This is a genomic window from Burkholderia sp. BCC1993 (genome assembly GCF_905339865.1).
Taxonomy (GTDB): domain Bacteria; phylum Pseudomonadota; class Gammaproteobacteria; order Burkholderiales; family Burkholderiaceae; genus Burkholderia.
The window spans coordinates 59452-83264 of record NZ_CAJPGZ010000019.1 but is presented as its reverse complement, the minus strand read 5'-3'; the positions used below and the strand labels follow the sequence as shown (position 1 = coordinate 83264).

Below are 23813 nucleotides of genomic sequence, written 5' to 3'. Positions count from 1 at the left end.
TGAAATCAAGCGGCCGTGCTTCGCTCGCCAGGGGGCGCTTACGTTGCCCGAGCCCTCGAAGCTCGGCGTGCCAACTGATATTTTTGCTCGATGCCCGCGGCAAGGGTTGGGGGCGATCTCCCGATTCGGAGATCGCCGCGCATGACCTTACATCAACACGATGTCGTACTGTTCCTGGCTCAGGTTCGACTCGACCTGCAGCGACACCGGCTTGCCGATGAAGTCGATCAGCATCGCGAGATGCTGCGACTCCTCGTCGAGGAACAGGTCGATCACCTGCTGCGCGGCGATCACGCGGAATTCGCGCGGATTGAACTGGCGCGACTCGCGCAGGATCTCGCGCAGGATGTCGTAGCACACGGTGCGCGACGTCTTCACCTGGCCCTTGCCCTGGCAGGTCGGGCACGGCTCGCACAGCACGTGCGCGAGCGATTCGCGCGTGCGCTTGCGCGTCATCTCGACGAGCCCGAGCTGCGAGAAGCCGTTGACCGTCACGCGCGTGCGATCGCGCGACAGCGCCTTCTTCAGCTCGGACAGCACCGAGTCGCGATGATCGGCGTTCTCCATGTCGATGAAGTCGATGATGATGATCCCGCCGAGGTTGCGCAGCCGCAGCTGCCGCGCGATCGTATGCGCGGCCTCGAGGTTGGTCTTGAAGATCGTGTCGTCGAAGTTGCGCGCACCGACGTAGCCGCCGGTGTTCACGTCGATCGTCGTCATCGCCTCGGTCTGGTCGATCATCAGGTAGCCGCCCGACTTCAGGTCGACGCGGCGCGACAGCGCGCGCTGGATCTCCGTCTCGATGTTGTACAGGTCGAACAGCGGCCGCTCGCCGGTGTAGTGATGCAGCTTCGGGCTCACCGCCGGCGTGAATTCGTTCGCGAATTCCGCGAGGCGCTGGTACGTCTCGCGCGAATCGACCTGGATGCGCGTCGTGTCGTCGTTCGCGAAATCGCGCAGCACGCGCTGCGCGAGATCGAGATCCTGGTACAGCAGGCTCGTCGCCGGCAGCCGCTGCGCCTGGGCCACGATGGTCGCCCAGGTCTTGCGCAGGTAGGCGACGTCGCCGGCCAGTTCGTCGGAGGTCGCGTCCTCGGCGATCGTGCGCACGATGTAGCCGCCTTTCTCTTCCGCCGGGATCACCGCCGTCAGGCGCGCGCGCACGGCCTCGCGCTCGGCCTCGCTCTCGATCTTCTGCGAGATGCCGATGTGCGGCTCCTGCGGCAGGTAGACGAGCGTGCGGCCCGCGATGCTGACCTGCGTCGACAGTCGGGCGCCCTTCGTGCCGATCGGATCCTTGATCACCTGGACCATCAGCGTCTGGCCTTCGAACACGATCTTCTCGATCGGCTGGTGCGGCGCGCCCGACTGCGGCTCGCCCGCGAGGCGCGGATGCCAGATGTCGGCGACGTGCAGGAACGCCGCGCGCTCGAGACCGATGTCGATGAACGCCGACTGCATGCCGGGCAGCACGCGCACGACCTTGCCGAGATAGATGTTGCCGACCCGCCCGCGCGACAGCGTGCGCTCGACGTGAAGCTCCTGCACCGCGCCTTGCTGGACGAGTGCGACCCGCGTTTCCTGCGGCGTGAGGTTGATCAGGATTTCTTCGTTCATGGTGGGATTCAGAAGGCGACGCGCGCGGTGCGCAGCAACGCGGCAGTCTCAAAAAGGGGCAGACCCATGATACCCGAATGGGAACCGTCGATTCGCTCGATGAATTCGGCCGCGCGTCCCTGGATCGCGTAGGCGCCCGCCTTGCCGAACGGTTCGCGGGTGTCGACGTAGCGCTCGAACGCGTCGCGCGGCGCGGCCGAAAAGCGCACCGACGAGCGCGACAGCGCGGGCGGCAGCAGTTCACCGTCGGCGCCGACCACCGCGACGGCGGTCAGCACCTCGTGTTCGCGGCCCGCGAGGCGGGTCAGCATCGCGAGCGCGTCGTCGGCATCGGCCGGCTTGCCGAGGATCGTACCGTCGATGGTCACCGTGGTATCGGCGACGAGCACCGGCGCGGCCGGCTTGCCGCTCGCGACGAGACGCGCCCGCGCGGCCTCGGCCTTCGCGACGGTCACGCGCTGCACATACGCATCGGCGGCTTCGCCGGGCCGTTCGGCTTCGAGCGCCTCGGCGTCCTCGTCGGGGCGCGGCAGCAGCAATTCGAAGCGCACGCCGATCTGCTGCAGCAGCTCCTGGCGGCGCGGGCTTTGCGAAGCGAGATAAAGGGTCGGGAAAAGGGCAGGGGGCGTGCTGGACGGCATGGTGTCGTTATCTCGTTGAGCGCGCGCGGCGCGCGTCTCGAGGACGACACGTCATGCGCGGTGGTAGGGGTGATTCTGCGTGATGCTCCACGCCCGGTAAAGCTGTTCGGCGAGCAGCACGCGCACCATCCCGTGCGGTAGCGTCATGCTCGAGATGCGCAGCAGCACGTCGGCGCGCGCTTTCAGTTCCGGATCGAGCCCGTCGGCGCCGCCGATCACGAACGCGACGTCACGGCCGTCCTGCTGCCAGCCGGGCAGCGCCTGCGCAAGCTGCATGGTGGTCCAGTCGCGGCCGCGCTCGTCGAGCGCGACGATGCGCGCGCCCTTCGGCAGCGCGGCCTCGATCTTCTGCCGCTCGGCCGCCATCACGCTTTCCGCGCTGCGGCCGCCCGAACGCAGTTCGGGCTTGATCTCGCGCAACTCGATGCGCAGCTCGGGCGGCATCCGCTTCGTGTATTCGTCGAAGCCGGACGCGATCCAGCCGGGCATCTTGTGGCCGACCGCGAGGATGAAAAGCTTCATCGGGACGACTCGTTGCGACTCAGCGGCGGCGGGCAGCCGTCTTGCGCGCCGGGCGTGCGGGCGCTTCTTCCTCGTCGTCCTCGTCTTCGCTGGCGGTAGCGAAACCGTTCGGGCCCTTGCCGCCGCCGAGCTTCATCCGTACCGGCTTGTCGCCCCAGATTTCCTCGAGGTTGTAGTACTGGCGCAGGGCCGGCTGCAGGATGTGCACGACCGCGTCGCCGCAGTCGACCAGCACCCATTCGCCGGTGTCTTCGCCTTCGGAGCTGACGATGTCGCCGCCGGCTTCCTTGACCTTGTCGCGCACGCTCGACGCGAGCGCCTTGGTCTGGCGGTTCGACGTGCCCGACGCGACGATCACGCGGTCGAACAGTTCGGTCAGGTGGCTGGTGTTGAACACCTTGATGTCTTGCGCCTTGATGTCTTCGAGAGCGTCGACGATCACGCGCTGCAGTTTGCGGATATCCATGGAATCAGGAATGGTAGAGACGATGTTGAAGAATATAGGCCCAGACGGCGGCCGGCACATGTTCGGCCGACGCATCGGGCATTTGCGCATGACGCGCGATGCATTCGCGCAGGTGTGCGCGGATGTCGGTTGCGGCGATATCGAACGCCAGCGTCGTGTCGATCAGCAGGTGGCCGGCCGGCGTCGCCTTCAGCACGTCGGCACCGGCCTGCCGCCGCGCGATTTCCTGCGCGACGTCCGGCGGCGCCGCGCCGAGGTCGAAGCCCGGGCGCGTCGACGCGCACACGTGCGCGTAGTCGAACAGCTGGCGCCAGTCGCGCCACGTGTCGAGCCGCACCAGCTGGTCGGCGCCGATCAGCAGCGACAGCGACGCATCGGGGCCGATCCGCTCGCGCCAGCGTGCGAGTGTCTCGACCGTATAGGTCGGCCCCGCGTGCTCGATCTCGTCGGGCGCGACGGTGACCGTCACGCCGGGCAGGGACAGCGAGCCGGCAGCGGCGCGCGTCATCGCGAGCCGATGCTCGGCGGCCGACACGTCGCGCTTCTGGTACGGCTGCCCGGCGGGCAGCAGCGCGAGTTCGGTCAGGCCGAGCACGTCGGCGAACCGGCGCGCGAGCGCGAGGTGGCCGTCGTGGATCGGGTCGAACGTGCCGCCCAGCAGGCCGATACGACGTGACAGCGGCTGCGGGGCGGGGCGGGCGGTGGTGTCCAGAAAAACGTGTCCTGTTCTTGAGGCGACGGGGCGCGGCGGGCTCAAACCCAGTCGCGCGGCACGAGGAAGTCGTTCAGGCGCGCTTCCGGCGAGCCCGGCTCGGGCTGCCAGTCGTAACGCCAGTGCGCGACCGGCGGCATCGACATCAGGATCGACTCGGTCCGGCCGCCGCTTTGCAGCCCGAACAGCGTGCCGCGGTCGAACACGAGGTTGAATTCGACGTAGCGGCCGCGCCGGTAAGCCTGGAAGTCGCGTTCGCGCTCGCCGTACGGCAGCGCGACACGGCGTTCGACGATCGGCAGATACGCGTTCAGGAACGCGTCGCCGACGCTTTGCATCATCTCAAACGAGCGTTCGAATCCGGGCTCGGAGAAATCGTCGAAGAAGATCCCGCCGATGCCGCGTGTCTCGTTGCGGTGCTTCAGGAAGAAATACTCGTCGCACCACGTCTTGAAGCGCGGGTAGAGCTCGGCGCCGAACGGATCGAGCGCGTCCTTGCAGGTCTGGTGGAAATGCCGCGCGTCGTCCTCGAACGGATAAACCGGTGTCAGATCCATGCCGCCGCCGAACCAGAAGATCGGCGCCTCGCCGGGCTTCGTCGCGATCAGCATCCGCACGTTCATGTGCACGGTCGGGCAGTACGGGTTGCGCGGATGCAGCACGAGCGACACGCCGAGCGCCTCGAAGCCGCGACCGGCCAGCTGCGGGCGCGCGGCGCTCGCCGACGGCGGCAGCGCGTCGCCGGCGACGTCGGAAAAACCGATCCCCGCGCGCTCGAACACGCGGCCGCCTTCGAGAATCCGCGTGCAGCCGCCGCCGCGCAGGCGCTCTTCCGGCCCGCGCTGCCACGCGTCGGTCGCGAGCGGCGTGCCGTCGAGCGCGCCGAGCGCGTCGGCGATGCGTGCCTGCAGGCCCTGGAGATACGTGCGCACGCGCGCCACGTCGTAGGTCGAATCGGTCATGTCTGGACTGGCTGCCCCCGCGCGAAGCGGGGGCCGTAAAAAAGGCATCTGCCGGGCATTCTATCGAACCCCGGCAGAGGAGGCCGCCGTTTGCGACGGCAAAGCGGCGGTCAGCGCGTTACGTGCTCTTGCGATTCAGCGCGCGGAAGCCGATGTCGCGGCGGTACTGCATGCCTTCGAAATTGATCTGGTTGATCGCGTCGTACGCATGCTGCTGCGCTTCGCGCACCGAATCGGCAAGGCCGACCACGCACAGCACACGGCCGCCGGACGTTGTCAGCTTGTCGCCGTCGAGCGTCGTGCCCGCATGGAACGTCACGGCCTGCTCGGTCTCGGCCGGGATCCCGTTGATGCGGTCGCCCTTGCGCGGCGCGTCCGGATAGCCGTGCGCGGCCAGCACGACGCCGAGCGCGGTACGGCGGTCCCAGTCGAGTTCGACCGTGTCGAGCGTGCCCGCGATCGCCTGTTCGACGACCTTCGAGAAATCGCTCTTCAGGCGCGCCATGATCGGCTGCGTCTCGGGGTCGCCCATCCGGCAGTTGAATTCCAGCGTGCGCGGATTGCCTTCCTTGTCGATCATCAGGCCCGCGTACAGGAAGCCCGTGAAGCGGATGCCGTCCTTCTCCATCCCGCGTACGGTCGGCATGATGATTTCGCGCATCACGCGTGCGTGCATCTGCGGCGTGACGATCGGCGCGGGCGAATAGGCGCCCATGCCGCCCGTGTTCGGGCCGCGGTCTTCGTCGAGCAGGCGCTTGTGGTCCTGGCTCGAGGCCAGTGCCAGCGCGTGCTTGCCGTCGACCATCACGATGAAGCTCGCTTCCTCGCCATCGAGGAATTCCTCGATCACGACGCGCGCGCCTGCGTCGCCGAGCTTGTTGCCCGACAGCATCATGTCGACCGCGGCATGCGCTTCTTCCAGCGTCATCGCGACGACCACACCCTTGCCGGCTGCGAGGCCGTCGGCCTTCACGACGATCGGCGCGCCCTTCGCGTCGATGTATGCGTGGGCGGCAGCCGCGTCGGAGAAGGTTTCGTAGTCGGCGGTCGGGATGCCGTGGCGCTTCATGAACGCCTTCGCGAAATCCTTCGAGCTTTCGAGCTGTGCGGCTTCGCGGGTCGGGCCGAACACCTTCAGGCCGCGCGCGCGGAACAGGTTGACGATGCCGGCCGCGAGCGGCGCTTCCGGCCCGACGAGCGTGAACGCGACGCCTTCGCTTTCCGCGAAATCGGCCAGTGCGTCGAGCGACGTGATGTCGACGTTCTTCAGACGCTCGTCCTGCGCCGTGCCGCCATTGCCGGGCGCGACGTAGACCATCTGGACGCGCGGCGACTGCGCGAGCTTCCACGCCAGTGCATGTTCGCGGCCGCCGGAGCCGACGACGAGTAGTTTCATGGGATTCCCCGCAGACTAGAAAACAGGGCGGCCGGCACGCTCAGGCGCGCCGGCCGCGAAATCGGTCGGGCCGCCGCCGTGACGATGCGCACGGCGGCCGGCATCTCATTCCTCGACGATGACGGCGTTCGTATACACCTCCTGCACGTCGTCGAGGTTCTCGAGCGCGTCCAGGAGCTTCTGCATCTTCGCCGCATCGTCGCCGGTAAATTCGACTTCGTTCTGCGGCTTCATCGTCACTTCGGCGAGTTCGGCCTTGAAGCCCGCGGCTTCGAGCGCGTCCTTCACCGCCGAGAACGCCTGCCAGTCGCACAGCACTTCGATCGAGCCGTCGTCGTTCGTGCTGACGTCGTCCGCGCCGGCTTCGAGCGCCGCTTCCATCAGCGCGTCTTCCGACGTGCCGGGCGCGAACAGGAACTGGCCGACGTGATCGAACATGAACGCGACCGAACCGTCGGTGCCCATGTTGCCGCCGAACTTCGAGAATGCGTGACGGACTTCCGCGACCGTGCGGGTGCGGTTGTCGGTCAGCGTGTCGACGATGATCGCCGCGCCGCTGATGCCGTAGCCTTCGTAACGGATTTCTTCGTAGTTCGCGCCGTCCGCGCCGCCGACGCCGCGGTCGATCGCGCGCTTGACGTTGTCCTTCGGCATGTTCGCGTCGGCCGCCTTGTCGACCGCGAGACGCAGGCGCGGGTTCGAACTCGCGTCGCCGCCGCCGAGGCGGGCCGCGACCTGGATTTCCTTGATCAGTCGGGTCCAGATCTTGCCGCGCTTCGCGTCGGCTGCCGCCTTCTTATGCTTGATGTTGGCCCATTTCGAATGACCAGCCATACCTTTCTCCGTGCCCGGGCGCGCTGCGCGGGCGATTGTGCCAATGTGTCGTTGAATCGGCGGCCGTCTGGGCGGGCATGAAGCCGCGGGGCCGCGCGTGTCGAGTGGAACGTGATTTTATCACGCGGCGACCGTCGCTTCGGGGCCGCCGCGCATGGCCGAACGGCCGGGCGGGCCGTTGCGGCGTGCCGGGCCGCGCGGCCCGGCGGCGCCGTCTGTCAGTTCTTGGTGCCGAACAGGCGGTCGCCCGCGTCGCCCAGGCCCGGCACGATGTACGCATGCTCGTTCAGGTGCGAGTCGAGCGACGCGACGAACAGTTTCACGTCCGGGTGCGCGTCCTGGAACACCTGCACGCCCTCGGGCGCGGCGACCAGCGCGACGAACATGATGTTCGCGGCCGGCACGTTGCGGCGCTTGAGCACGTCGACCGCGTGCACGGCCGAGTAGCCGGTCGCGACCATCGGGTCGCACAGGATGAAGATGCGATCCTCGAGATCGGGCAGGCGGACCAGGTATTCGACCGGGCGGTGGTCTTCGGCGCGGTACACGCCGATGTGGCCGACGCGCGCGGACGGCACCAGGTCGAGCAGGCCGTCCGACATCCCGATGCCGGCGCGCAGCACGGGCACGATCGCGAGCTTCTTGCCCGCGATCACCGGCGCGTCGACCGCCACCAGCGGGGTTTCGACCCGCTTGGTCGTGATCGGCAGGTTGCGGGTGATCTCGTAGCCCATCAGCAGCGTGATCTCGCGCAGCAGTTCGCGGAACGTGCGCGTCGACGTGTCCTTGTCGCGCATGTGGGTCAGCTTGTGCTGGATCAGCGGGTGATCGGTGATGAAGAGATTCGGGAAACGGCTGTCCTGTTTCATGACGGGGTGCCTTGGCGGCAAAAGGGGATCGGGGGCGGCGCCGGCGCCAGGCCGGCCGCCGCTCATGGCCGCAATTTTACCAAGGCGCGCCGCGTGATCCGGATATTATCGACGTCTCACGACAATCCGCGCGCCGTGTTCGCCCGCTCGCCTCCGTTCGCGACCGTTCGCCCGCCCGGCGAACCGGCCTGCGACCCGTCGGCGGCCCGGCGCGGCCGGCGCGCGTCGCCATAAAGGGAATCGACGATGGATCTCGGCATCGCAGGAAAGACCGCGCTCGTGTGCGCGGCGAGCAAGGGGCTCGGGCGCGGCTGCGCGGAAGCGCTGGCCGCCGAGGGCGTGAACCTCGTGATCGTCGCGCGCACGCGCGACACGCTGGAGGAAACCGCGGAGGAGATCCGCGCCGGGTCGAACGTGTCGATCACCGCCGTCGCCTGCGACATCACGACGCCCGACGGCCGCGCGGCCGCGCTCGCCGCGTGCCCGCAGCCGGACATTCTCGTGACGAATGCCGGCGGGCCGCCGCCCGGCGACTTCCGTGATTTCTCGCACGACGACTGGATCCGCGCGCTCGAGTCGAACATGCTGACGCCGATCGAACTGATCCGCGCGACCGTCGACGGGATGATCGGCCGCGGCTTCGGCCGGATCGTCAACATCACGAGTTCGGCCGTGAAGGCGCCGATCGACGTGCTCGCGCTGTCGAACGGCGCGCGCTCGGGGCTGACCGGCTTCGTCGCGGGGCTGTCGCGCAAGGTCGCGGGGCAGGGCGTGACGATCAACAACCTGCTGCCCGGGCTGTTCGACACCGACCGGATCGCGACGACGCTTGCCGCGTCGGCGAAGGCGCAGGGCGTGACTGTCGACGAGATGCGCGCACGGCGCGCGAGGGAAATCCCGGCCGGGCGACTCGGCACGCGCGCCGAATTCGGCGCGGCGTGCGCGTTCCTCTGCAGCGTGCATGCCGGCTATATCACCGGGCAGAACTGGCTGCTCGACGGCGGCGCGTATCCGGGCACGTTCTGACGCGCGCAGCGCCATTCACGAACACGACAACCATCGAACCACGAAGGAAACGGAGATGAGCAAACCCCGCATTGCATTGATTGCGCACGACGCGAAGAAGGACGAGATCGTCGCGCTCGCGGGCCAGTACCGCGAGACGCTGGCGCAATGCCGGCTGGTCGCGACGGGCACGACGGGCGGCCGCATCGCCGCCGCGCACGGGCTCGAGGTCGAGCGCAAGCTGTCGGGGCCGTGCGGCGGCGACCTGCAGATCGGTGCGGAACTGGTCGACGGCCGTGTCGACATCGTCGTGTTCCTGCGCGACCCGATGACCGCGCAGCCGCACGACCCGGACATCACCGCGCTGGTGCGCGCATGCGACGTGCACGACGTGCCGGTCGCGACCAACGTCGCGACCGCGCGGATGCTGCTCGACGATCTGGCTCGCAACATGCAGGACGTTTGCTAGGCGTTCGGCCAGCCCGATTGCCCCTGCTGGTGGCAGGGCCATGCACGCCCGGCGGCGACGCGCGAGAATCGGGCGTCGCGACGCGCATCGGCCGCCGGTTCCTGCCTGCACCGGTCGGCGTCGGCCCGTGCGTCGGCGACCCGAATATCCCCCTGACCGATTCAGAAACGAGGAGCGAAACGATGCCGAAAGCAATCCGATACGACCAGGCAGGCGGCCCGGACGTGATGAAGTGGGTCGACGTCGAGGTCAGCGAGCCGCAGGCGGGCCAGGTCCGCGTCAAGCAGCATGCGGTCGGGCTCAACTATATCGACGTGTATTTCCGCACCGGCCTCTATCCGCAGCCGTTGCCCGCCGGGCTCGGGATGGAGGCGGCCGGCGAGGTGACGGCGGTCGGCGATGACGTGACCGCGTTCAAGCCCGGCGACCGCGTCGCCTATGTGTGGTCGTCGCCCGGCGCGTACACGCAGGAGCGCGTGCTGCCCGCCGACCGCCTCGTCAAGCTGCCGGACGGCATCAGCTACGACGCAGCGGCGTCGGTGATGCTGCAGGGCCTGACCGCGCACTACCTGCTGCGCCGCACGTATCCGGTCAAGGCCGGCGACACGATCCTGATCCATGCCGCGGCGGGCGGCGTCGGCCTGCTGGTCTGCCAGTGGGCGAAGGCGCTCGGCGCAACGGTGATCGGCACGGTGGGCTCCGACGAGAAGGCCGAACTCGCGAAAGCGCACGGCTGCGACCACCCGATCGTCTACACGCGCGAGAACTTCACGCAGCGCGTGAGGGCGATCACGAGCGATGCGCTCGTGCCGGTCGTCTACGATTCGATCGGCAAGGATACCTACATCGGTTCGCTCGACTGCCTCGCGCCGCTCGGGCTTTTCGTCAGCTTCGGCAATGCGTCGGGCCCGCTGCCGCCGATCGACTCGAAGGAGTTCTCGTCGCGCGGTTCGCTGTTCTTCACGCGGCCGACGCTGTTCTCGTACATCGCGAAGCGCGCCGACCTCGAATCCGCGGCCGCCGAGTTGTTCGACGTGATCCTGTCGGGCAAGGTGAAGACGAGCATCAACCAGCGCTATCCGCTCGCGGAAGTCGGCCGCGCGCATGCCGACCTCGAGTCGCGCAAGACGACCGGCTCGACGATCCTCGTTCCCTGACGCATCCCTTCGCGCCGGCACCACGCCGGCGCGCACCCTGGCGGGCGGCGCCGGTCGCCGCCCGTCCAGTCTTCGTCCCACCCGCTGTCCCTCCCGACGTCCCACCCGCCGTCCCATCCGCTGTCCCATCCGCTGTCCCGCCCGCCGTTCCGCCCGCCGTTCCGCCCGCCGTCCCGCGCCGTCCCCCGCCGCACGCGTTTACGCGTTTTTTACACCGGCCCGATGACCTTTGACCCGTCCTTTACGCGCGTTCCCATAAGGTTCTAGTCGTCCGATTTCGACGACGGAGAACACAAAATGGATGGGGTTTTCATCGGCGCACTGGTGCTGTTCACAGCGCTGATCCTCGGTTTGCTTGCCGGTTGCGAGAAGCTCGCGCAATACGGCCGCGGGGGGCGCGCATGACCTGGATGCTTTGGCTGGCGGGTGCCTCGACGGCCCTGCTGTTCGCGTATCTCGTCTTTGCGCTGCTGCGCGCGGAGGACATCGAATGAACGCGAACAACCTGTTGCAGACGCTGCTGTTCATCGTCGTGCTGCTCGCGGCGGCCGTGCCGGTTTCGCGCTACCTGACGGGCGTGATGGACGGCAGCTCGCGCGTCGTGCGCGTGTTCGGGCCGCTCGAGCGCGTGCTGTACCGCCTGGCCGGCGTCGACGCCGGCACCGAGATGAACTGGAAGCAGTATGCGGTCGCGACGATCGCGTTCAACGCGCTCGGCGTGCTGTTCCTGTACGGCCTGCTGCGCCTGCAGGGCTTCCTGCCCGGCAACCCGCAGCAGTTCGGCGCGATGACGCCCGACGGCGCATTCAACACGGCCGTCAGCTTCGTCGCGAATACGAACTGGCAGGACTACTCGCCCGAGCAGACCGTCAGCTACCTGACGCAGATGCTCGGCCTGACAGTGCAGAACTTCCTGTCGGCGGCGACCGGCATCGTCGTCGTGATCGCGCTGATCCGCGGTTTCGCGCGCCACACCGCGCAGACGATCGGCAACTTCTGGGTCGACCTCACGCGCGTGACGCTGTACGTGCTCGTGCCGATGGCGGCGCTCGTCGCCGCGCTGTTGATGAGCCAGGGCGTGATCCAGAACATGAAGGCGTACCAGGACGTGCCGGTGTTGCAGGCGAGCACTTATGCTGCGCCGAAGCTCGACGCGCAGGGCACCCCGGTGAAGGACGACAAGGGCAACCCGGTCACCGTGCCGACGCCGCTCACGAAGCAGACGCTCGCGATGGGCCCGGTCGCGTCGCAGGAGTCGATCAAGATGCTCGGCACCAACGGCGGCGGCTTCTTCAACGCGAACTCCGCACATCCGTACGAGAACCCGACGCCGTTCGCGAACTTCATCGAGATCTTCGCGATCCTGATCATCCCGGCCGCGCTGGCACTCGTGTTCGGCCGCATGATCGGCGACCGCCGGCAGGGCATCGCGGTGCTCGCGGCGATGACGGTCGCGTTCGCGGTCGCGATCGGCGTCGAGGTGAGCGCCGAGCAGGCCGGCAACCCGTCGCTCGCCGCGCTCCACGTCGACCAGTCGACGAGCGTGCTGCAGCCGGGCGGCAACATGGAAGGCAAGGAAACGCGCTTCGGTATCGCGCAGACCGGCATCTTCACGGTCGCGACGACGGCCGCGTCGTGCGGCGCGGTCGACACGATGCACGATTCGCTGACGCCGCTCGGCGGTCTCGTGCCGATGCTGCTGATGCAGCTCGGCGAAGTGATCTACGGCGGTGTCGGGTCCGGTCTCTACGGGATGCTCGTATTCGCGCTGCTCGCGGTGTTCGTCGCGGGCCTGATGATCGGCCGAACGCCGGAATACGTCGGCAAGAAGATCGAATCGTACGAAATGAAGATGGTGTCGATCGTCGTACTGCTCACGCCGCTGCTCGTATTGGTCGGTACGTCGATCGCGGTGTTGGCCGATGCAGGGAAGGCCGGCATCGCGAACCCGGGCCCGCACGGCTTCTCGGAAATCCTGTACGCGTTCAGCTCGGCTGCGAACAACAACGGCAGCGCGTTCGCGGGCCTGACGGTCGGCACGCCGTTCTACAACTGGATGACCGCGATCGCGATGTGGTTCGGCCGCTTCGGCACGATCGTGCCGGTGCTGGCGATCGCCGGCTCGCTCGCCGCGAAGAAGCGCATCGCGGTGACGAGCGGCACGCTGCCGACCCACGGCCCGCTGTTCGTCGTGCTGCTGCTCGGCACCGTGATGCTGGTGGGCGCGCTGACCTACGTGCCGGCGCTCGCGCTCGGCCCGGGCGTCGAGCATCTGATGATGTGGCTGGGCGCGTGATGCGCGCCCGCCTCGCGACACGTTGAAAAGACTCGAGAGATTGAAGAGATCGCAATGACTCAACATTCCGCAACACGGTCCATGTTCGATCCGGCGCTGCTGCGTCCGGCGATCGTGGATTCGTTCAAGAAACTCACGCCGCGCACGCAGTTCCGCAATCCGGTGATGTTCTGCGTGTACGTCGGCAGCATCCTGACCACGATCCTGTGGATCGCGGCGCTCGCCGGCCAGGCCGAGGCGCCGGCGGGCTTCATCCTCGCGATCGCGCTGTGGCTGTGGTTCACGGTGCTGTTCGCGAACTTCGCCGAAGCGCTCGCCGAAGGGCGCTCGAAGGCGCAGGCCGCGTCGCTGCGCAGCGCGAAGAAGGACGTGATGGCGAAGAAGCTCAACGAGCCGCATCCGAAGTCGCCGATCCGCATCACGACCGCGTCGGACCTGCGTAAGGGCGACGTCGTGCTGGTCGAGGCCGGCGACGTGATTCCGGCCGACGGCGAAGTCGTCGACGGCGTCGCGTCGGTCGACGAATCGGCGATCACCGGCGAATCCGCGCCGGTGATCCGCGAATCGGGCGGCGACTTCTCGTCGGTGACCGGCGGCACGCGCGTGCTGTCCGACTGGATCGTCGTGAAGGTCACCGCGAACCCCGGCGAGGCGTTCCTCGACCGGATGATCGCGATGGTCGAAGGCGCGAAGCGCAAGAAGACGCCGAACGAGGTCGCGCTGACGATCCTGCTCGTCGCGCTGACGATCGTGATGCTGCTCGCGACCGCGACGCTGCTGCCGTTCTCGATGTTCTCGGTCGACGCGATGAAGGCCGGCCACGTGGTGACGATCACCGCGCTCGTCGCGCTGCTGGTGTGCCTGATCCCGACGACGATCGGCGGGCTGCTGTCGGCGATCGGCGTGGCCGGGATGAGCCGGATGATGCAGGCGAACGTGATCGCGACATCGGGCCGCGCGGTGGAAGCGGCCGGCGACGTCGACGTGCTGCTGCTCGACAAGACCGGCACGATCACGCTCGGCAACCGCCAGGCGTCGATGTTCGTGCCCGCGCCGGGCGTGAGCGAGGAGGCGCTGGCCGATGCCGCGCAGCTGTCGTCGCTCGCCGACGAGACGCCGGAAGGCCGCAGCATCGTCGTGCTCGCGAAGGAACGCTTCAACATCCGTCAGCGCGACATGGCGCAGCTGCATGCGACCTTCCTCGGCTTCTCCGCGCAGACGCGGATGAGCGGCGTCGACCTGTCCCCCGAGGGGACTTCCTCCGGGGCGCCCGGCCGCGAGATCCGCAAGGGCGCGGCCGATGCGATCCGCCGCTACGTCGAGACGCACGGCAGCCGCTTCCCGGATGAAGTGCGCCGCGCGGTCGACGACGTCGCGCGCCGCGGCAGCACGCCGCTCGTCGTGGCCGACCTGCACGACGGCGTGGCGCGCGTGCTCGGCGTGATCGAGCTGAAGGACATCGTGAAGGGCGGCATCAAGGAGCGCTTCGCGGAACTGCGCAAGATGGGCATCAAGACCGTGATGGTGACGGGCGACAACCGGCTGACGGCCGCGGCGATCGCGGCGGAAGCGGGCGTCGACGATTTCCTCGCGGAAGCGACGCCGGAAACCAAGCTCGCGACGATCCGCGAGCACCAGGCGGCGGGGCGGCTCGTCGCGATGACGGGCGACGGCACCAACGACGCGCCGGCGCTCGCGCAGGCCGACGTGGCGGTGGCGATGAATACGGGCACGCAGGCGGCGAAGGAAGCCGGCAACATGGTCGACCTCGACTCGAACCCGACGAAGCTGATCGAGATCGTCGAGATCGGCAAGCAGATGCTGATGACGCGCGGCTCGCTGACGACCTTCTCGATCGCGAACGACATCGCGAAGTACTTCGCGATCATCCCGGCCGCGTTCGTGACGACGTACCCGCAGCTGCGCGTGCTCGACATCATGCATTTGACGTCGCCGGCCTCCGCGATCCTGTCCGCGGTGATCTTCAACGCGCTGATCATCGTCGCGCTGATCCCGCTCGCGCTGAAGGGCGTCACCTACCGGCCGCTCGGCGCCGCGTCGCTGCTGCGCCGCAACCTGCTGGTGTACGGCCTCGGCGGCATGCTGCTGCCGTTCCCGTTCATCAAGCTGATCGACATGACGCTCGCCGCGCTCGGCTGGGCCTGATGCGCCGCATTTGAAGGAACCATCATGAAAACGTTGATTCGCCCGCTCGTCGTGATCTTTGTCGTACTGACCGCCGTGACGGGGCTCGCCTACCCGGCCGTGATGACCGTGTTCGGCCAGGCCGTGTTTCCGTCGCAGGCGAACGGCAGCCTGATCGAGCAGGACGGCCGCGTGGTCGGTTCCGCGCTGATCGGCCAGCCGTTCGATGCGCCGAAGTACTTCTGGGGCCGGCTGTCGGCCACGTCGCCGATGCCGTACAACGCGACCGGCTCCGGCGGCTCGAACCTCGGCCCGCTGAACCCGTCGCTCGCCGACCAGGTGAAGGCGCGCATCGCCGCGCTGCGCGACGCTGGCACCGACATGTCGAAGCCCGTGCCGGTCGACCTCGTGACGGCGTCGGCGAGCGGCCTCGATCCGGAGATCACGCCGGCTGCCGCCGCGTACCAGGTCGAGCGCGTCGCGAAGGCGCGCAACCTGACGGCTGACGCGGTCGCGCAGCTCGTCGCCGCGAACACGACGGGCCGCCAGTTCGGCGTGCTCGGCGAGCCGCGCGTGAACGTGCTGAAGCTGAACCTCGCGCTCGACGCGGCGCAGGCCGCGCACTGAACGCGCGGCCGGGCTCCCGGCGCGGCAACCGGCGTGCGGCGCGGCCTGATCCGCGCCGCACGCGCTTGTCCGACGGCGCGTGCGCCGTCTTTGCCTTTTGCGGCGATTTGGAACCACAATGACAGTACTCGTTCGCAATTCCGCGTTTCGCCTTCCTGACGCATGAACCGCCCCGATCCCGACCAACTCCTCGACAAGCTGCAGCGAGACGAAGAAAAGCAGCGGCGCGGCCAGCTCAAGATCTTCTTCGGCGCGTCCGCCGGCGTCGGCAAGACCTATGCGATGCTGCAGGCCGCGCGCCAGCGCCTGCAGGACGGCGTCGACGTCGTCGTCGGCATCGTCGAGACCCACGGCCGTGGCGAAACCGCCGCACTGCTCGACGGCCTCGACGTGCTGCCGCTCGCGCGCATCGAGTATCGCGGCCGCACGCTCGCCGAATTCGACCTCGACGGCGCGCTCGCGCGCGCACCGCAGCTGATCCTCGTCGACGAGCTCGCGCATTCGAACGTGCAGGGCGCGCGCCACCTGAAGCGCTGGCAGGACGTCTACGAACTGCTCGACGCGGGCATCGACGTGTACACCACCGTCAACGTCCAGCACCTCGAAAGCCTGAACGACGTGGTCGGCGCGATTACCGGCATCCGCGTGTGGGAGACCGTGCCCGACCGCGTGTTCGATGCGGCCGACGAAGTCACGCTGGTCGACCTGCCGGCCGAGGAGCTGCTCGAGCGGATGCGCGACGGCAAGGTCTATCTCGCGCAGCAGGCCGAGCGCGCGGTGCGCAACTTCTTCCGCAAGGGCAACCTGATCGCGCTGCGCGAACTCGCGCTGCGGCGCACGGCCGACCGCGTCGACGCGCAGATGCGCGAGTATCGGGCCGACCGTTCGATCCAGCGCATCTGGCAGGCGCGCGAGCGGCTGCTCGTGTGCGTCGGGCCGGGCCCCGAGGCCCCGACGCACGTGCGCGCGGCCGCGCGGCTCGCCGCGAGCCTGAAGGCCGACTGGATCGCCGTGTACGTCGAGACGCCGCGGCTGCAGCGGCTGCCCGACGCGCGGCGGCAGCGCACGCTCGACGCGTTGAAACTCGCGGCCGAGCTCGGCGCGGAGACGGCCACGCTCGCGGGCGACGACGCGGTCGCCGCGCTGATCGGCTATGCGAAGGTGCGCAACGTGTCGAAGCTCGTCGCCGGCGGCTCGCCGAAGGTCGGGCTCGCGCGCCGCTTCGCGCGGCCGTTCGGCGAAAAGCTCGCCGAACGCGCGGGCGACGTCGACCTGATGCTGATCCGCGCGTCGGCGAGCGACGAAGTGCGCGCGGCGCCGCTCGACGCGCGCGCACGCGACTGGCGCGATGCGTTCGCGCAATTCGGGTTGCGGCGCTCGCCGCCGCGTCACTACCTGTACGCCGCGGCGATCTGCGCGGCGATCACGGGCGTCGCGAACGTCGTGTCCGAGCGGCTCGACCTCACGAACCTCGTGATGCTGTACCTGCTCGGCGTCGTGTTCTCGGCCGTGCGGCTCGGGCGCGGCCCGGGCGTGCTGCAGTCGTTCCTGTCGGTCGCCGCGTTCGATTTCTTCTTCGTGCCGCCGCGCATGTCGTTCTCGGTCAGCGACACGCAGTACCTGCTGACCTTCTTCGGGATGCTGCTGACGTCGCTCGTGATCAGTCACCTGACGTCGACGCTGACGCGCCAGGCGAGCATCGCGCAGCGCCGCGAGCGCCGCACCGGCGCGATCTACGCGATGGCGCGCGAACTCGGCGCGGCGCTGACGACCGAGCAGATCGTCGAGATCGGCAGCCGCCACGTGGGCGAGGTGTTCCGCGCGCGCGTCGCGTTCCTGCTGCCCGACAGCGCGGACCAGGTGCGGCAGAAGATCGAGGAGCCCGACGCGGCCGTCACGCTGACGGGCGCGGATCTCGACAGCGACGTCGGCCAGTGGGTGTACGACCAGCAGAAGCCGGCCGGCCGCGGCACCGATACGCTGCCCGCCGCCGCCGCGCTGTACCTGCCGCTGAAGGCGCCGATGCGCACGCGCGGCGTGCTCGCGGTCGCGTCGCGCGAGCCGCGCGAGCTCGAGGTGCCCGAGCAGCAGCGGATGCTCGACGCGTTCGCCGCGCAGATCGCGCTTGCGCTCGAGCGCGTGCACTACGTCGAGATCGCGCGCGACGCGCTCGTCAACATGGAGTCCGAGCGGTTGCGCAACTCGCTGCTGTCGGCGATCTCGCACGACCTGCGCACGCCGCTCACGACGATCGTCGGCTTTTCGTCGATGCTCGCGAACGGTCGCGCGGCCGCGCAGGACGGCGACGCCGCGGCGGCCGAACGCTTCGCGCAGCGCGAGGGCGAGCTGGTCGACGCGATCCACGACGAGGCACTGCGGATGACGGGCATCGTCACCAACCTGCTCGACATGGCGCGGCTGCAGGCCGGCAGCCTGCAGCTCAAGCGCCAGTGGTCGCTGCTCGAGGAAACCGTCGGCGCCGCGCTCGCCGCGTGCAAGCGCGTGCTCGCGCGGCATCCGGCTCGCGTGTCGCTGCCGGCCGACCTGCCGCTCCTGCAGATGGACGCGGTGCTGATGGAGCGGCTGTTCACCAACCTGTTCGAGAATGCGGCGAAATACACGCCGGCCGACGCACCGATCGACATCGGCGCCGAACGCGTGACCGACGACGGCCAGCCATTCGTGCGCGTGCACGTCGACGATCACGGCCCGGGCCTGCCGGCCGGCATGGAAACGCGGATCTTCGACAAGTTCACGCGCGGCGAGAAGGAATCGGCGACGCCGGGCATCGGGCTCGGCCTCGCGATCTGCCGCGCGATCGTCGAGGCGCATGGCGGTAGAATCGGCGCGCTCAACCGTACCGCGCCCGACGGCCGCGTGACGGGCGCGCGCTTCTGGTTCACGCTGCCGGTCGACACGCCGCCGGCCGTGCCTGCCGTACCCGACGATGAAATCGACGTGCCCGGCGCGTCGTCTCCCTCAGAGCCATTGCCAGACCATGAGTGAACCGAGCCTGACCGTCGTCCTGATCGAGGACGAAAAACAGATCCGCCGCTTCGTGCGTGCCGCGCTCGAAGAGGAGGACATCGCCGTGTTCGAGGCGGAGACGGGCAAGCAGGGATTGATCGACGCGGCGACCCGCAAGCCCGATCTCGTGATCGTCGATCTCGGCCTGCCCGACACCGACGGCCTCGACGTGATCCGCGAGCTGCGCGGCTGGTCCGAGGTGCCGGTGATCGTGCTGTCCGCGCGCACCCAGGAAGAGGAGAAGGTCGCCGCGCTCGATGCCGGCGCCGACGACTACCTGACCAAGCCGTTCGGCGTGTCCGAGCTGCGCGCGCGGATCCGCGCGCAGCTGCGCCGGCGCAACCAGGGCGGCGCGAACGAGTCGCCGAAGGTGAGCTTCGGCACGGTGAGCGTCGATCTCGCGCTGCGCCAGGTGTGGCGCGACGGCGAGATCGTGCACCTGACGCCGCTCGAGTACCGGCTGCTCGCGACGCTCGTGCGGCACGCGGGGCGCGTGCTCACGCATCGCCAGCTGCTGCGCGACGTGTGGGGGCCGTCGCACGTCGAGAGCCACCACTATCTGCGCATCTACATGGCGCACCTGCGCCAGAAACTCGAGCGCGATCCCGCGCAGCCCGAGCATATCGTCACCGAAACGGGCGTCGGCTATCGGCTCGTCGGCGCTGCGTGACGTCCGCGGCGTGCCGCGCGAAGCGGCCGGAATGCAAGGCCGCACGCCGGTGAAGTTGCATCGGCGCGACATTGCCGCCGCATGCGCCGGCCGCGCACACCGGCCACGGATTCCCCGCTATGCTGACCGTTCCGCGAACGAAATCGAGGAGCGTGCAATGTCCGTCCGTCTGGTCGTCATCTGTGCGCTGGCGCTCGCTGCGCCCGGCGCGTTTGCCCAGCCGCTGCCGCCCGGGCAGCAGCCTTCGGCGCCGCAACAGGCGCTCGCCAATCCCGCGTCGGTCAACTGCGAGAAGCTCGGCGGCCGCCATGTGATCCGCAACCTGCCGAGCGGGCAGGTCGGCATGTGCGTGTTCAAGGACGGCCGGGTGTGCGACGAATGGGCGCTGTACCGCGACGACCGCTGCGTCGGCGGCGGCGGCGCCAAACGCGTGTCGAACTGAGACCGGGCGGCGGCGCGCGGGCGATGCGTCGGCGCGATCCCCCGTTCGCCGCCGGCCGGCGCATCCGGCATGCCCGTAAGCGTCTTGTTATACTCGGCGCCGCCCGGGGACGACCCCGGGCCATTCGCTTCAACGGGGACGGCCCCATCCGATCCGGAGTACGTCGAGATGGCGTGGGTATGGTTGTTGATCGCCGGTTTGCTGGAAGTGGCCTGGGCGGCCGGCATGAAATCGTCCGAGGGTTTCACGAAGCTGGGACCGTCGGTGTTGACGATCGTGGCGGCGCTCGCCAGCTTCGGGCTGCTCGCGGTCGCGATGCGCCAGTTGCCGCTCGGCACCGCGTATGCGGTATGGACGGGCATCGGCGCGGTCGGCGCGTTCGTGTTCGGGATCGTGATGATGGGCGAGGCGCTCACCGCCGCCCGCGTCGCGAGCGCGTCGCTGATCGTGCTCGGGCTGATCGGCCTGAAGCTGTCGTCGGCTGCCTGACGCCGCCGCGCCGGGCGCCGGCCGGCGTCCGCGCCCGGCCGTGACGCACCGCGGAATTGCGGCGGCCCGCCTGCCAGCCTGTCTATAATGGAACGCATTCGGGCCTGAATGCCGCTGCGCCGTTCCCGGCAGGCGGCACCGGTTGCCACGCGCCGCGCGGCCGGTCATACCGACTCGATCCGATCAATCGGCAAAGCGCACGGAAAGTGCAAGGAGAGGGCCATGATCGAAGCCATTTCGCTCGGCGCGGGGCTCGCATGGGCGAGCGGGCTGCGCCTTTACCTGACGGTGCTGATCGCCGGCGTGCTCGCGCGGGTCGGCTGGCTCCATCTGCCCGACACGCTGGCGGTCCTGACGTCGCCGTGGGTCATCGGCGCCGCCGCCGTGCTCGCCGTCACCGAATTCCTTGCCGACAAGATTCCCGCGTTCGATTCGCTGTGGGACGCGGTCCACACCTTCATCCGCATTCCGGCCGGCGCGGTGCTGGCCGCCGGTGCGCTCGGCCATGCCGACCCGACCGTGCTCGCGGTCGCCGGGCTGGCCGGCGGCTCGCTCGCCGGTGCCGCGCACGTCGCGAAGGCCGGCACGCGCGCGCTGATCAACCTGTCTCCCGAGCCGATCTCGAACTGGGTCGCATCGTCCACCGAAGACGGCCTCGTGTTCGGCGGCCTCGCACTCGCGTTCTTCGTTCCGCTCGCGTTCCTCGTGCTGCTCGCGGCGTTCATCGCGGCGTCGGCCTGGGCGCTGCCGCGTCTGTGGCGCGGCGTGTCGGGCGGCTTCCGCGGAATGGCGAACCACATGGTGTCGCGGCTCAACTCGTTCGGGGGCAAGCGCGATTGAAGGCGCCGTCATCCGCCGAGCGGCAGCGTCCTGACCCTTCGCCGGCCGGGCGGCCCGGCCATGCCGGCCGCTTCGGCTGGCACGACCTGATCCGCCAGGCCGCACGGATGACCGCACGCGACTGGCGTGCCGGCGAACTGACGCTACTGGTGCTCGCGCTGGTGCTCGCGGTCGCCGCGCTGACGAGCGTCGGTTTCCTCGCCGACCGGTTGCGCCAGGGGCTCGAGCGCGACGCGCGCCAGATGCTCGGCGCCGATTTCGTCGTGCGTGCCGACCATCCCGTCGATCCGTCGTTCGATCGCGAGGCGCGCGCACTCGGCCTGCGCACCGCGACGACCGCGATCTTCCCGAGCATGATCGCGTCGGCCGCCGGCGGGCAGGCGAGCGACGCGGCGCCCGCGCGCCTCGCGGCCGTGAAGGCCGTGTCGCCCGGCTATCCGCTGCGCGGCGCGGTCGAGATCGTGCCGGCCGGCGCCGCCGCCGCGCACAAGGTGACCGCGATTCCCGCGCCCGGCACCGTGTGGGCCGATCCCGCGCTGCTCGATGCATTGCATCTGAAGGCGGGGGATACCGTGCGTGTCGGGTTGCGCACGTTCACGGTCGCCGCGTCGATCTCCCGCGAACTCGATCGCGGCTTCTCGTTCGTCAATTTCTCGCCGCGGCTGATGATGCGCGCGGACGAGCTTGCCGCGACGGGGCTCACCGGCTACGGCAGCCGCGTCACGTACCGGCTGCTGGTCGCCGGCGACACACCGGCCGTCGCGCGCTTCGAAGCTTATGCACACGGGCGCGTCGACGGCGGCAAGCTGCGCGGCGTCGGTCTCGAATCGCTGCAGGAAGGCCAGCCGCAGGTGCGCCAGACGCTCGATCGCGCGCGCCATTTCCTGACGCTCGTCGCGCTCCTGACCGCATTGCTCGCGGCGGTCGCGATCGCGATGGCCGCGCAGCGCTACATGCGGCGCCACCTGGACGGCTGCGCGACGATGCGCTGCCTCGGCGTGAGCCGGCGCACGCTCGGCGCGCTGTTCGCGCTCGAATTCGCCGGCCTCGGCATCGTCTCGGGCGTTGCCGGCGCGGTGCTCGGCTACGGCGGCCACTGGGCGCTCCTGGCGGCGCTCGGCGGCCTGATCGACGTCGTGCTGCCGCCGCCGACGCTTTGGCCCGCGCTCGTCGGTATCGGCACCGCGCTCGTGCTGCTGCTCGGCTTCGCGTTGCCGCCGCTCGCGCCGCTCACGCGCGTGCCGCCGGTGCGCGTGTTGCGGCGCGACTGGGGCGACGCGTCGCGCACCGCGTGGGCCGCGTATGCGCTCGGTGTCGTGCTGTTCGCGGGGCTGCTGATCGTCGCGGCCGGCAACCTGAAGCTCGGGCTGATCGTCACGGGCGGGTTCGCCGGCGCCTTGGTCGGTTTCTCGCTGATCGCGCGGCTCGTGCTGTACGCGGCGGCGCGCGCGGTGCGCAATGCGCGCGTGGCGGCGGGCATCGGCTGGCGCTATGCGCTCGCGTCGCTGCACCGGCGCGGCACGGCGAGCGCGCTGCAGATCACCGCGCTCGCGCTGGGCCTGATGTGCCTGCTGCTGATCGCGATCACGCGCAACGATCTCGTCGCCGGCTGGCGGCAGTCGATGCCGCCCGATGCACCGAACCAGTTCCTGATCGACATCCAGCCCGACCAGCGCGACGACGTCGCGGCGTGGCTCGCCGCGCACGGCGTGCGCGATGCGGTGCCCGCGCCGACGGTGCGCGGCCGGCTCGTCGCGATCAACGGCAAGCCGGTGAACCCGGAAGCGTATCCGTCCGACGAGGCGCGCCGGCTCGTCGACCGCGAGTTCAACCTGTCGTATACGACCGAGCTGCCGTCCGACAACCGGATCGTCGCAGGCGACTGGTTCGGCAATTCGGCCAGCCCGCAGATCTCGATCGAGGCCGGGCTGGCGCAGACGCTGAACGTGAAGCCGGGCGACACGCTGCGCTTCGACGTGACGGGGCTGACGGTCGATGCGCCGATCACCAGCGTGCGCAAGCTCGACTGGGGCACGTTCCGCGTCAACTTCTTCGTGCTGATGCCGCCGCCGGTGCTGAAGGATTTCCCGGCCGTCTACCTGACGAGCTTCCACCTGCCGGCCGAGCAGGCGGCGCTGCTCGATCCGCTGATCGCGCGCTACCCGAACCTGACCGCGATCGACATCGCGCCGATCCTCGCGCAGCTGCAACGGATGATGCTGCAGGTGGTCGGCGCGGTGCAGTTCCTGTTTGCGTTCACGCTCGCGGCGGGCGTGCTGGTGCTGTACACGGCGCTGGCCGGCTCGCGCGACGAGCGCGTGCGCGAGGCCGCGCTGCTGCGCGCGCTCGGCGCGTCGCGCGCGCAGGTCAATGCGGTGCAGCGCGCGGAATTCATCGTCGTCGGCGCGCTGGCCGGCGCGCTGGCTGCGGCGGGGGCGATCGCGGTCGGCTGGGTGCTCGCGTCGCGCGTGTTCGAGTTCCGGCTCGCCGTCGATCCGTGGCTCGTGCCGGCCGGCATCGCGGCCGGCGTCGCGTGCGCCGGTGCGGCCGGCTGGCTGAGCCTGCATAATGTGTTGCGGCGCCCGGCGCTGCAGTCGCTGCGCGACGCCTGAGCGTCGCCGGCGGCC

At 69.4% G+C, this 23813-nt stretch carries 22 protein-coding genes; 13 read left to right on the top strand and 9 right to left on the bottom strand.

The features are described from left to right. Nucleotides 1-147: 147 nt before the first annotated feature. The 9 genes from rng to upp all read right to left on the bottom strand — a co-directional run bounded on the left by rng (nucleotide 148) and on the right by upp (nucleotide 8019). Nucleotides 148-1617: a ribonuclease G gene (gene rng, locus U4Y91_RS28855; RefSeq protein WP_321807925.1), complete on the bottom strand. Its 1470-nt coding sequence runs from the start codon at nucleotides 1615-1617 to the stop codon at nucleotides 148-150. An 8-nt stretch (nucleotides 1618-1625) separates the two neighbouring features. After that, nucleotides 1626-2258, bottom strand: coding sequence for a Maf family protein (locus U4Y91_RS28850; RefSeq protein ID WP_321807924.1), 633 nt, complete (start codon nucleotides 2256-2258; stop codon nucleotides 1626-1628). 51 nt (nucleotides 2259-2309) lie between these two features. Further along, a complete protein-coding gene (rlmH, locus tag U4Y91_RS28845) occupies nucleotides 2310-2780 on the bottom strand; it encodes a 23S rRNA (pseudouridine(1915)-N(3))-methyltransferase RlmH (protein ID WP_059468149.1) in 471 nt (156 codons plus the stop codon). 19 nt (nucleotides 2781-2799) lie between these two features. Next, nucleotides 2800-3246: a ribosome silencing factor gene (gene rsfS / locus U4Y91_RS28840; RefSeq protein WP_124612501.1), complete on the bottom strand. Its 447-nt coding sequence runs from the start codon at nucleotides 3244-3246 to the stop codon at nucleotides 2800-2802. A 4-nt stretch (nucleotides 3247-3250) separates the two neighbouring features. Continuing rightward, a complete protein-coding gene (locus U4Y91_RS28835) occupies nucleotides 3251-4003 on the bottom strand; it encodes a nicotinate-nucleotide adenylyltransferase (protein ID WP_415750507.1) in 753 nt (250 codons plus the stop codon). Next, nucleotides 4000-4920: an oxygen-dependent coproporphyrinogen oxidase gene (gene hemF / locus U4Y91_RS28830; protein ID WP_321807923.1), complete on the bottom strand. Its 921-nt coding sequence runs from the start codon at nucleotides 4918-4920 to the stop codon at nucleotides 4000-4002. The genes U4Y91_RS28835 and hemF overlap by 4 nt, the downstream gene beginning before the upstream one ends. 118 nt (nucleotides 4921-5038) lie before the next feature. Further along, a complete protein-coding gene (purD, locus tag U4Y91_RS28825) occupies nucleotides 5039-6316 on the bottom strand; it encodes a phosphoribosylamine--glycine ligase (RefSeq protein ID WP_321807922.1) in 1278 nt (425 codons plus the stop codon). Nucleotides 6317-6421: 105 nt separating this feature from the next. Continuing rightward, complete coding sequence (locus U4Y91_RS28820) at nucleotides 6422-7150, bottom strand: YebC/PmpR family DNA-binding transcriptional regulator (protein ID WP_044844700.1); 729 nt, start codon at nucleotides 7148-7150, stop codon at nucleotides 6422-6424. A gap of 218 nt (nucleotides 7151-7368) precedes the next feature. Next, on the bottom strand, nucleotides 7369-8019 hold the full coding sequence (gene upp / locus U4Y91_RS28815; RefSeq protein WP_006478229.1) for a uracil phosphoribosyltransferase: 651 nt from the start codon (nucleotides 8017-8019) through the stop codon (nucleotides 7369-7371). A 246-nt stretch (nucleotides 8020-8265) separates the two neighbouring features. Between upp and U4Y91_RS28810 the strand changes: the two genes are divergently transcribed. The 13 genes from U4Y91_RS28810 to U4Y91_RS28750 all read left to right on the top strand — a co-directional run bounded on the left by U4Y91_RS28810 (nucleotide 8266) and on the right by U4Y91_RS28750 (nucleotide 23798). After that, nucleotides 8266-9045 (top strand): SDR family oxidoreductase, encoded by a 780-nt coding sequence (locus tag U4Y91_RS28810; protein WP_321807921.1) that lies wholly within the window; start codon nucleotides 8266-8268, stop codon nucleotides 9043-9045. Between the two features lie 55 nt (nucleotides 9046-9100). Then, the gene (locus U4Y91_RS28805) at nucleotides 9101-9493 is read left to right on the top strand and encodes a methylglyoxal synthase (protein ID WP_321807920.1); all 393 of its coding nucleotides are present in this window, start codon (nucleotides 9101-9103) and stop codon (nucleotides 9491-9493) included. A gap of 182 nt (nucleotides 9494-9675) precedes the next feature. Next, entirely contained in the window at nucleotides 9676-10650 is a 975-nt protein-coding gene (locus U4Y91_RS28800) for a quinone oxidoreductase (protein WP_321807919.1), read from the top strand. Nucleotides 10651-11051: 401 nt separating this feature from the next. Further along, nucleotides 11052-11144 (top strand): K(+)-transporting ATPase subunit F, encoded by a 93-nt coding sequence (kdpF, locus tag U4Y91_RS28795; RefSeq protein ID WP_006752209.1) that lies wholly within the window; start codon nucleotides 11052-11054, stop codon nucleotides 11142-11144. Then, the gene (gene kdpA / locus U4Y91_RS28790; protein ID WP_321807918.1) at nucleotides 11141-12946 is read left to right on the top strand and encodes a potassium-transporting ATPase subunit KdpA; all 1806 of its coding nucleotides are present in this window, start codon (nucleotides 11141-11143) and stop codon (nucleotides 12944-12946) included. The genes kdpF and kdpA overlap by 4 nt, the downstream gene beginning before the upstream one ends. Nucleotides 12947-13000: 54 nt before the next feature. Further along, nucleotides 13001-15112 carry a potassium-transporting ATPase subunit KdpB gene (gene kdpB / locus U4Y91_RS28785; RefSeq protein ID WP_321807917.1) on the top strand — a complete coding sequence of 704 codons (2112 nt, stop codon included), beginning with the start codon at nucleotides 13001-13003 and terminating at the stop codon, nucleotides 15110-15112. Nucleotides 15113-15136: 24 nt separating this feature from the next. Then, nucleotides 15137-15718, top strand: coding sequence for a potassium-transporting ATPase subunit KdpC (kdpC, locus tag U4Y91_RS28780; protein ID WP_321807916.1), 582 nt, complete (start codon nucleotides 15137-15139; stop codon nucleotides 15716-15718). Between the two features lie 162 nt (nucleotides 15719-15880). Further along, a complete protein-coding gene (locus tag U4Y91_RS28775) occupies nucleotides 15881-18724 on the top strand; it encodes a sensor histidine kinase KdpD (protein ID WP_321807915.1) in 2844 nt (947 codons plus the stop codon). After that, complete coding sequence (gene kdpE / locus U4Y91_RS28770) at nucleotides 18717-19415, top strand: two-component system response regulator KdpE (protein ID WP_040127870.1); 699 nt, start codon at nucleotides 18717-18719, stop codon at nucleotides 19413-19415. Before U4Y91_RS28775 ends, kdpE begins: the two co-directional genes overlap by 8 nt. Nucleotides 19416-19572: 157 nt before the next feature. Further along, a complete protein-coding gene (locus tag U4Y91_RS28765; RefSeq protein WP_321807914.1) occupies nucleotides 19573-19857 on the top strand; it encodes a DUF333 domain-containing protein in 285 nt (94 codons plus the stop codon). A 168-nt stretch (nucleotides 19858-20025) separates the two neighbouring features. After that, nucleotides 20026-20346, top strand: a complete 321-nt coding sequence (gene sugE, locus U4Y91_RS28760) for a quaternary ammonium compound efflux SMR transporter SugE (protein WP_124612514.1) — start codon at nucleotides 20026-20028, stop codon at nucleotides 20344-20346. Between the two features lie 222 nt (nucleotides 20347-20568). Next, entirely contained in the window at nucleotides 20569-21186 is a 618-nt protein-coding gene (locus U4Y91_RS28755) for a DUF4126 domain-containing protein (protein ID WP_321807913.1), read from the top strand. A 107-nt stretch (nucleotides 21187-21293) separates the two neighbouring features. Then, complete coding sequence (locus U4Y91_RS28750; protein WP_321807997.1) at nucleotides 21294-23798, top strand: ABC transporter permease; 2505 nt, start codon at nucleotides 21294-21296, stop codon at nucleotides 23796-23798. The last annotated feature ends 15 nt before the right edge of the window (nucleotides 23799-23813 follow it).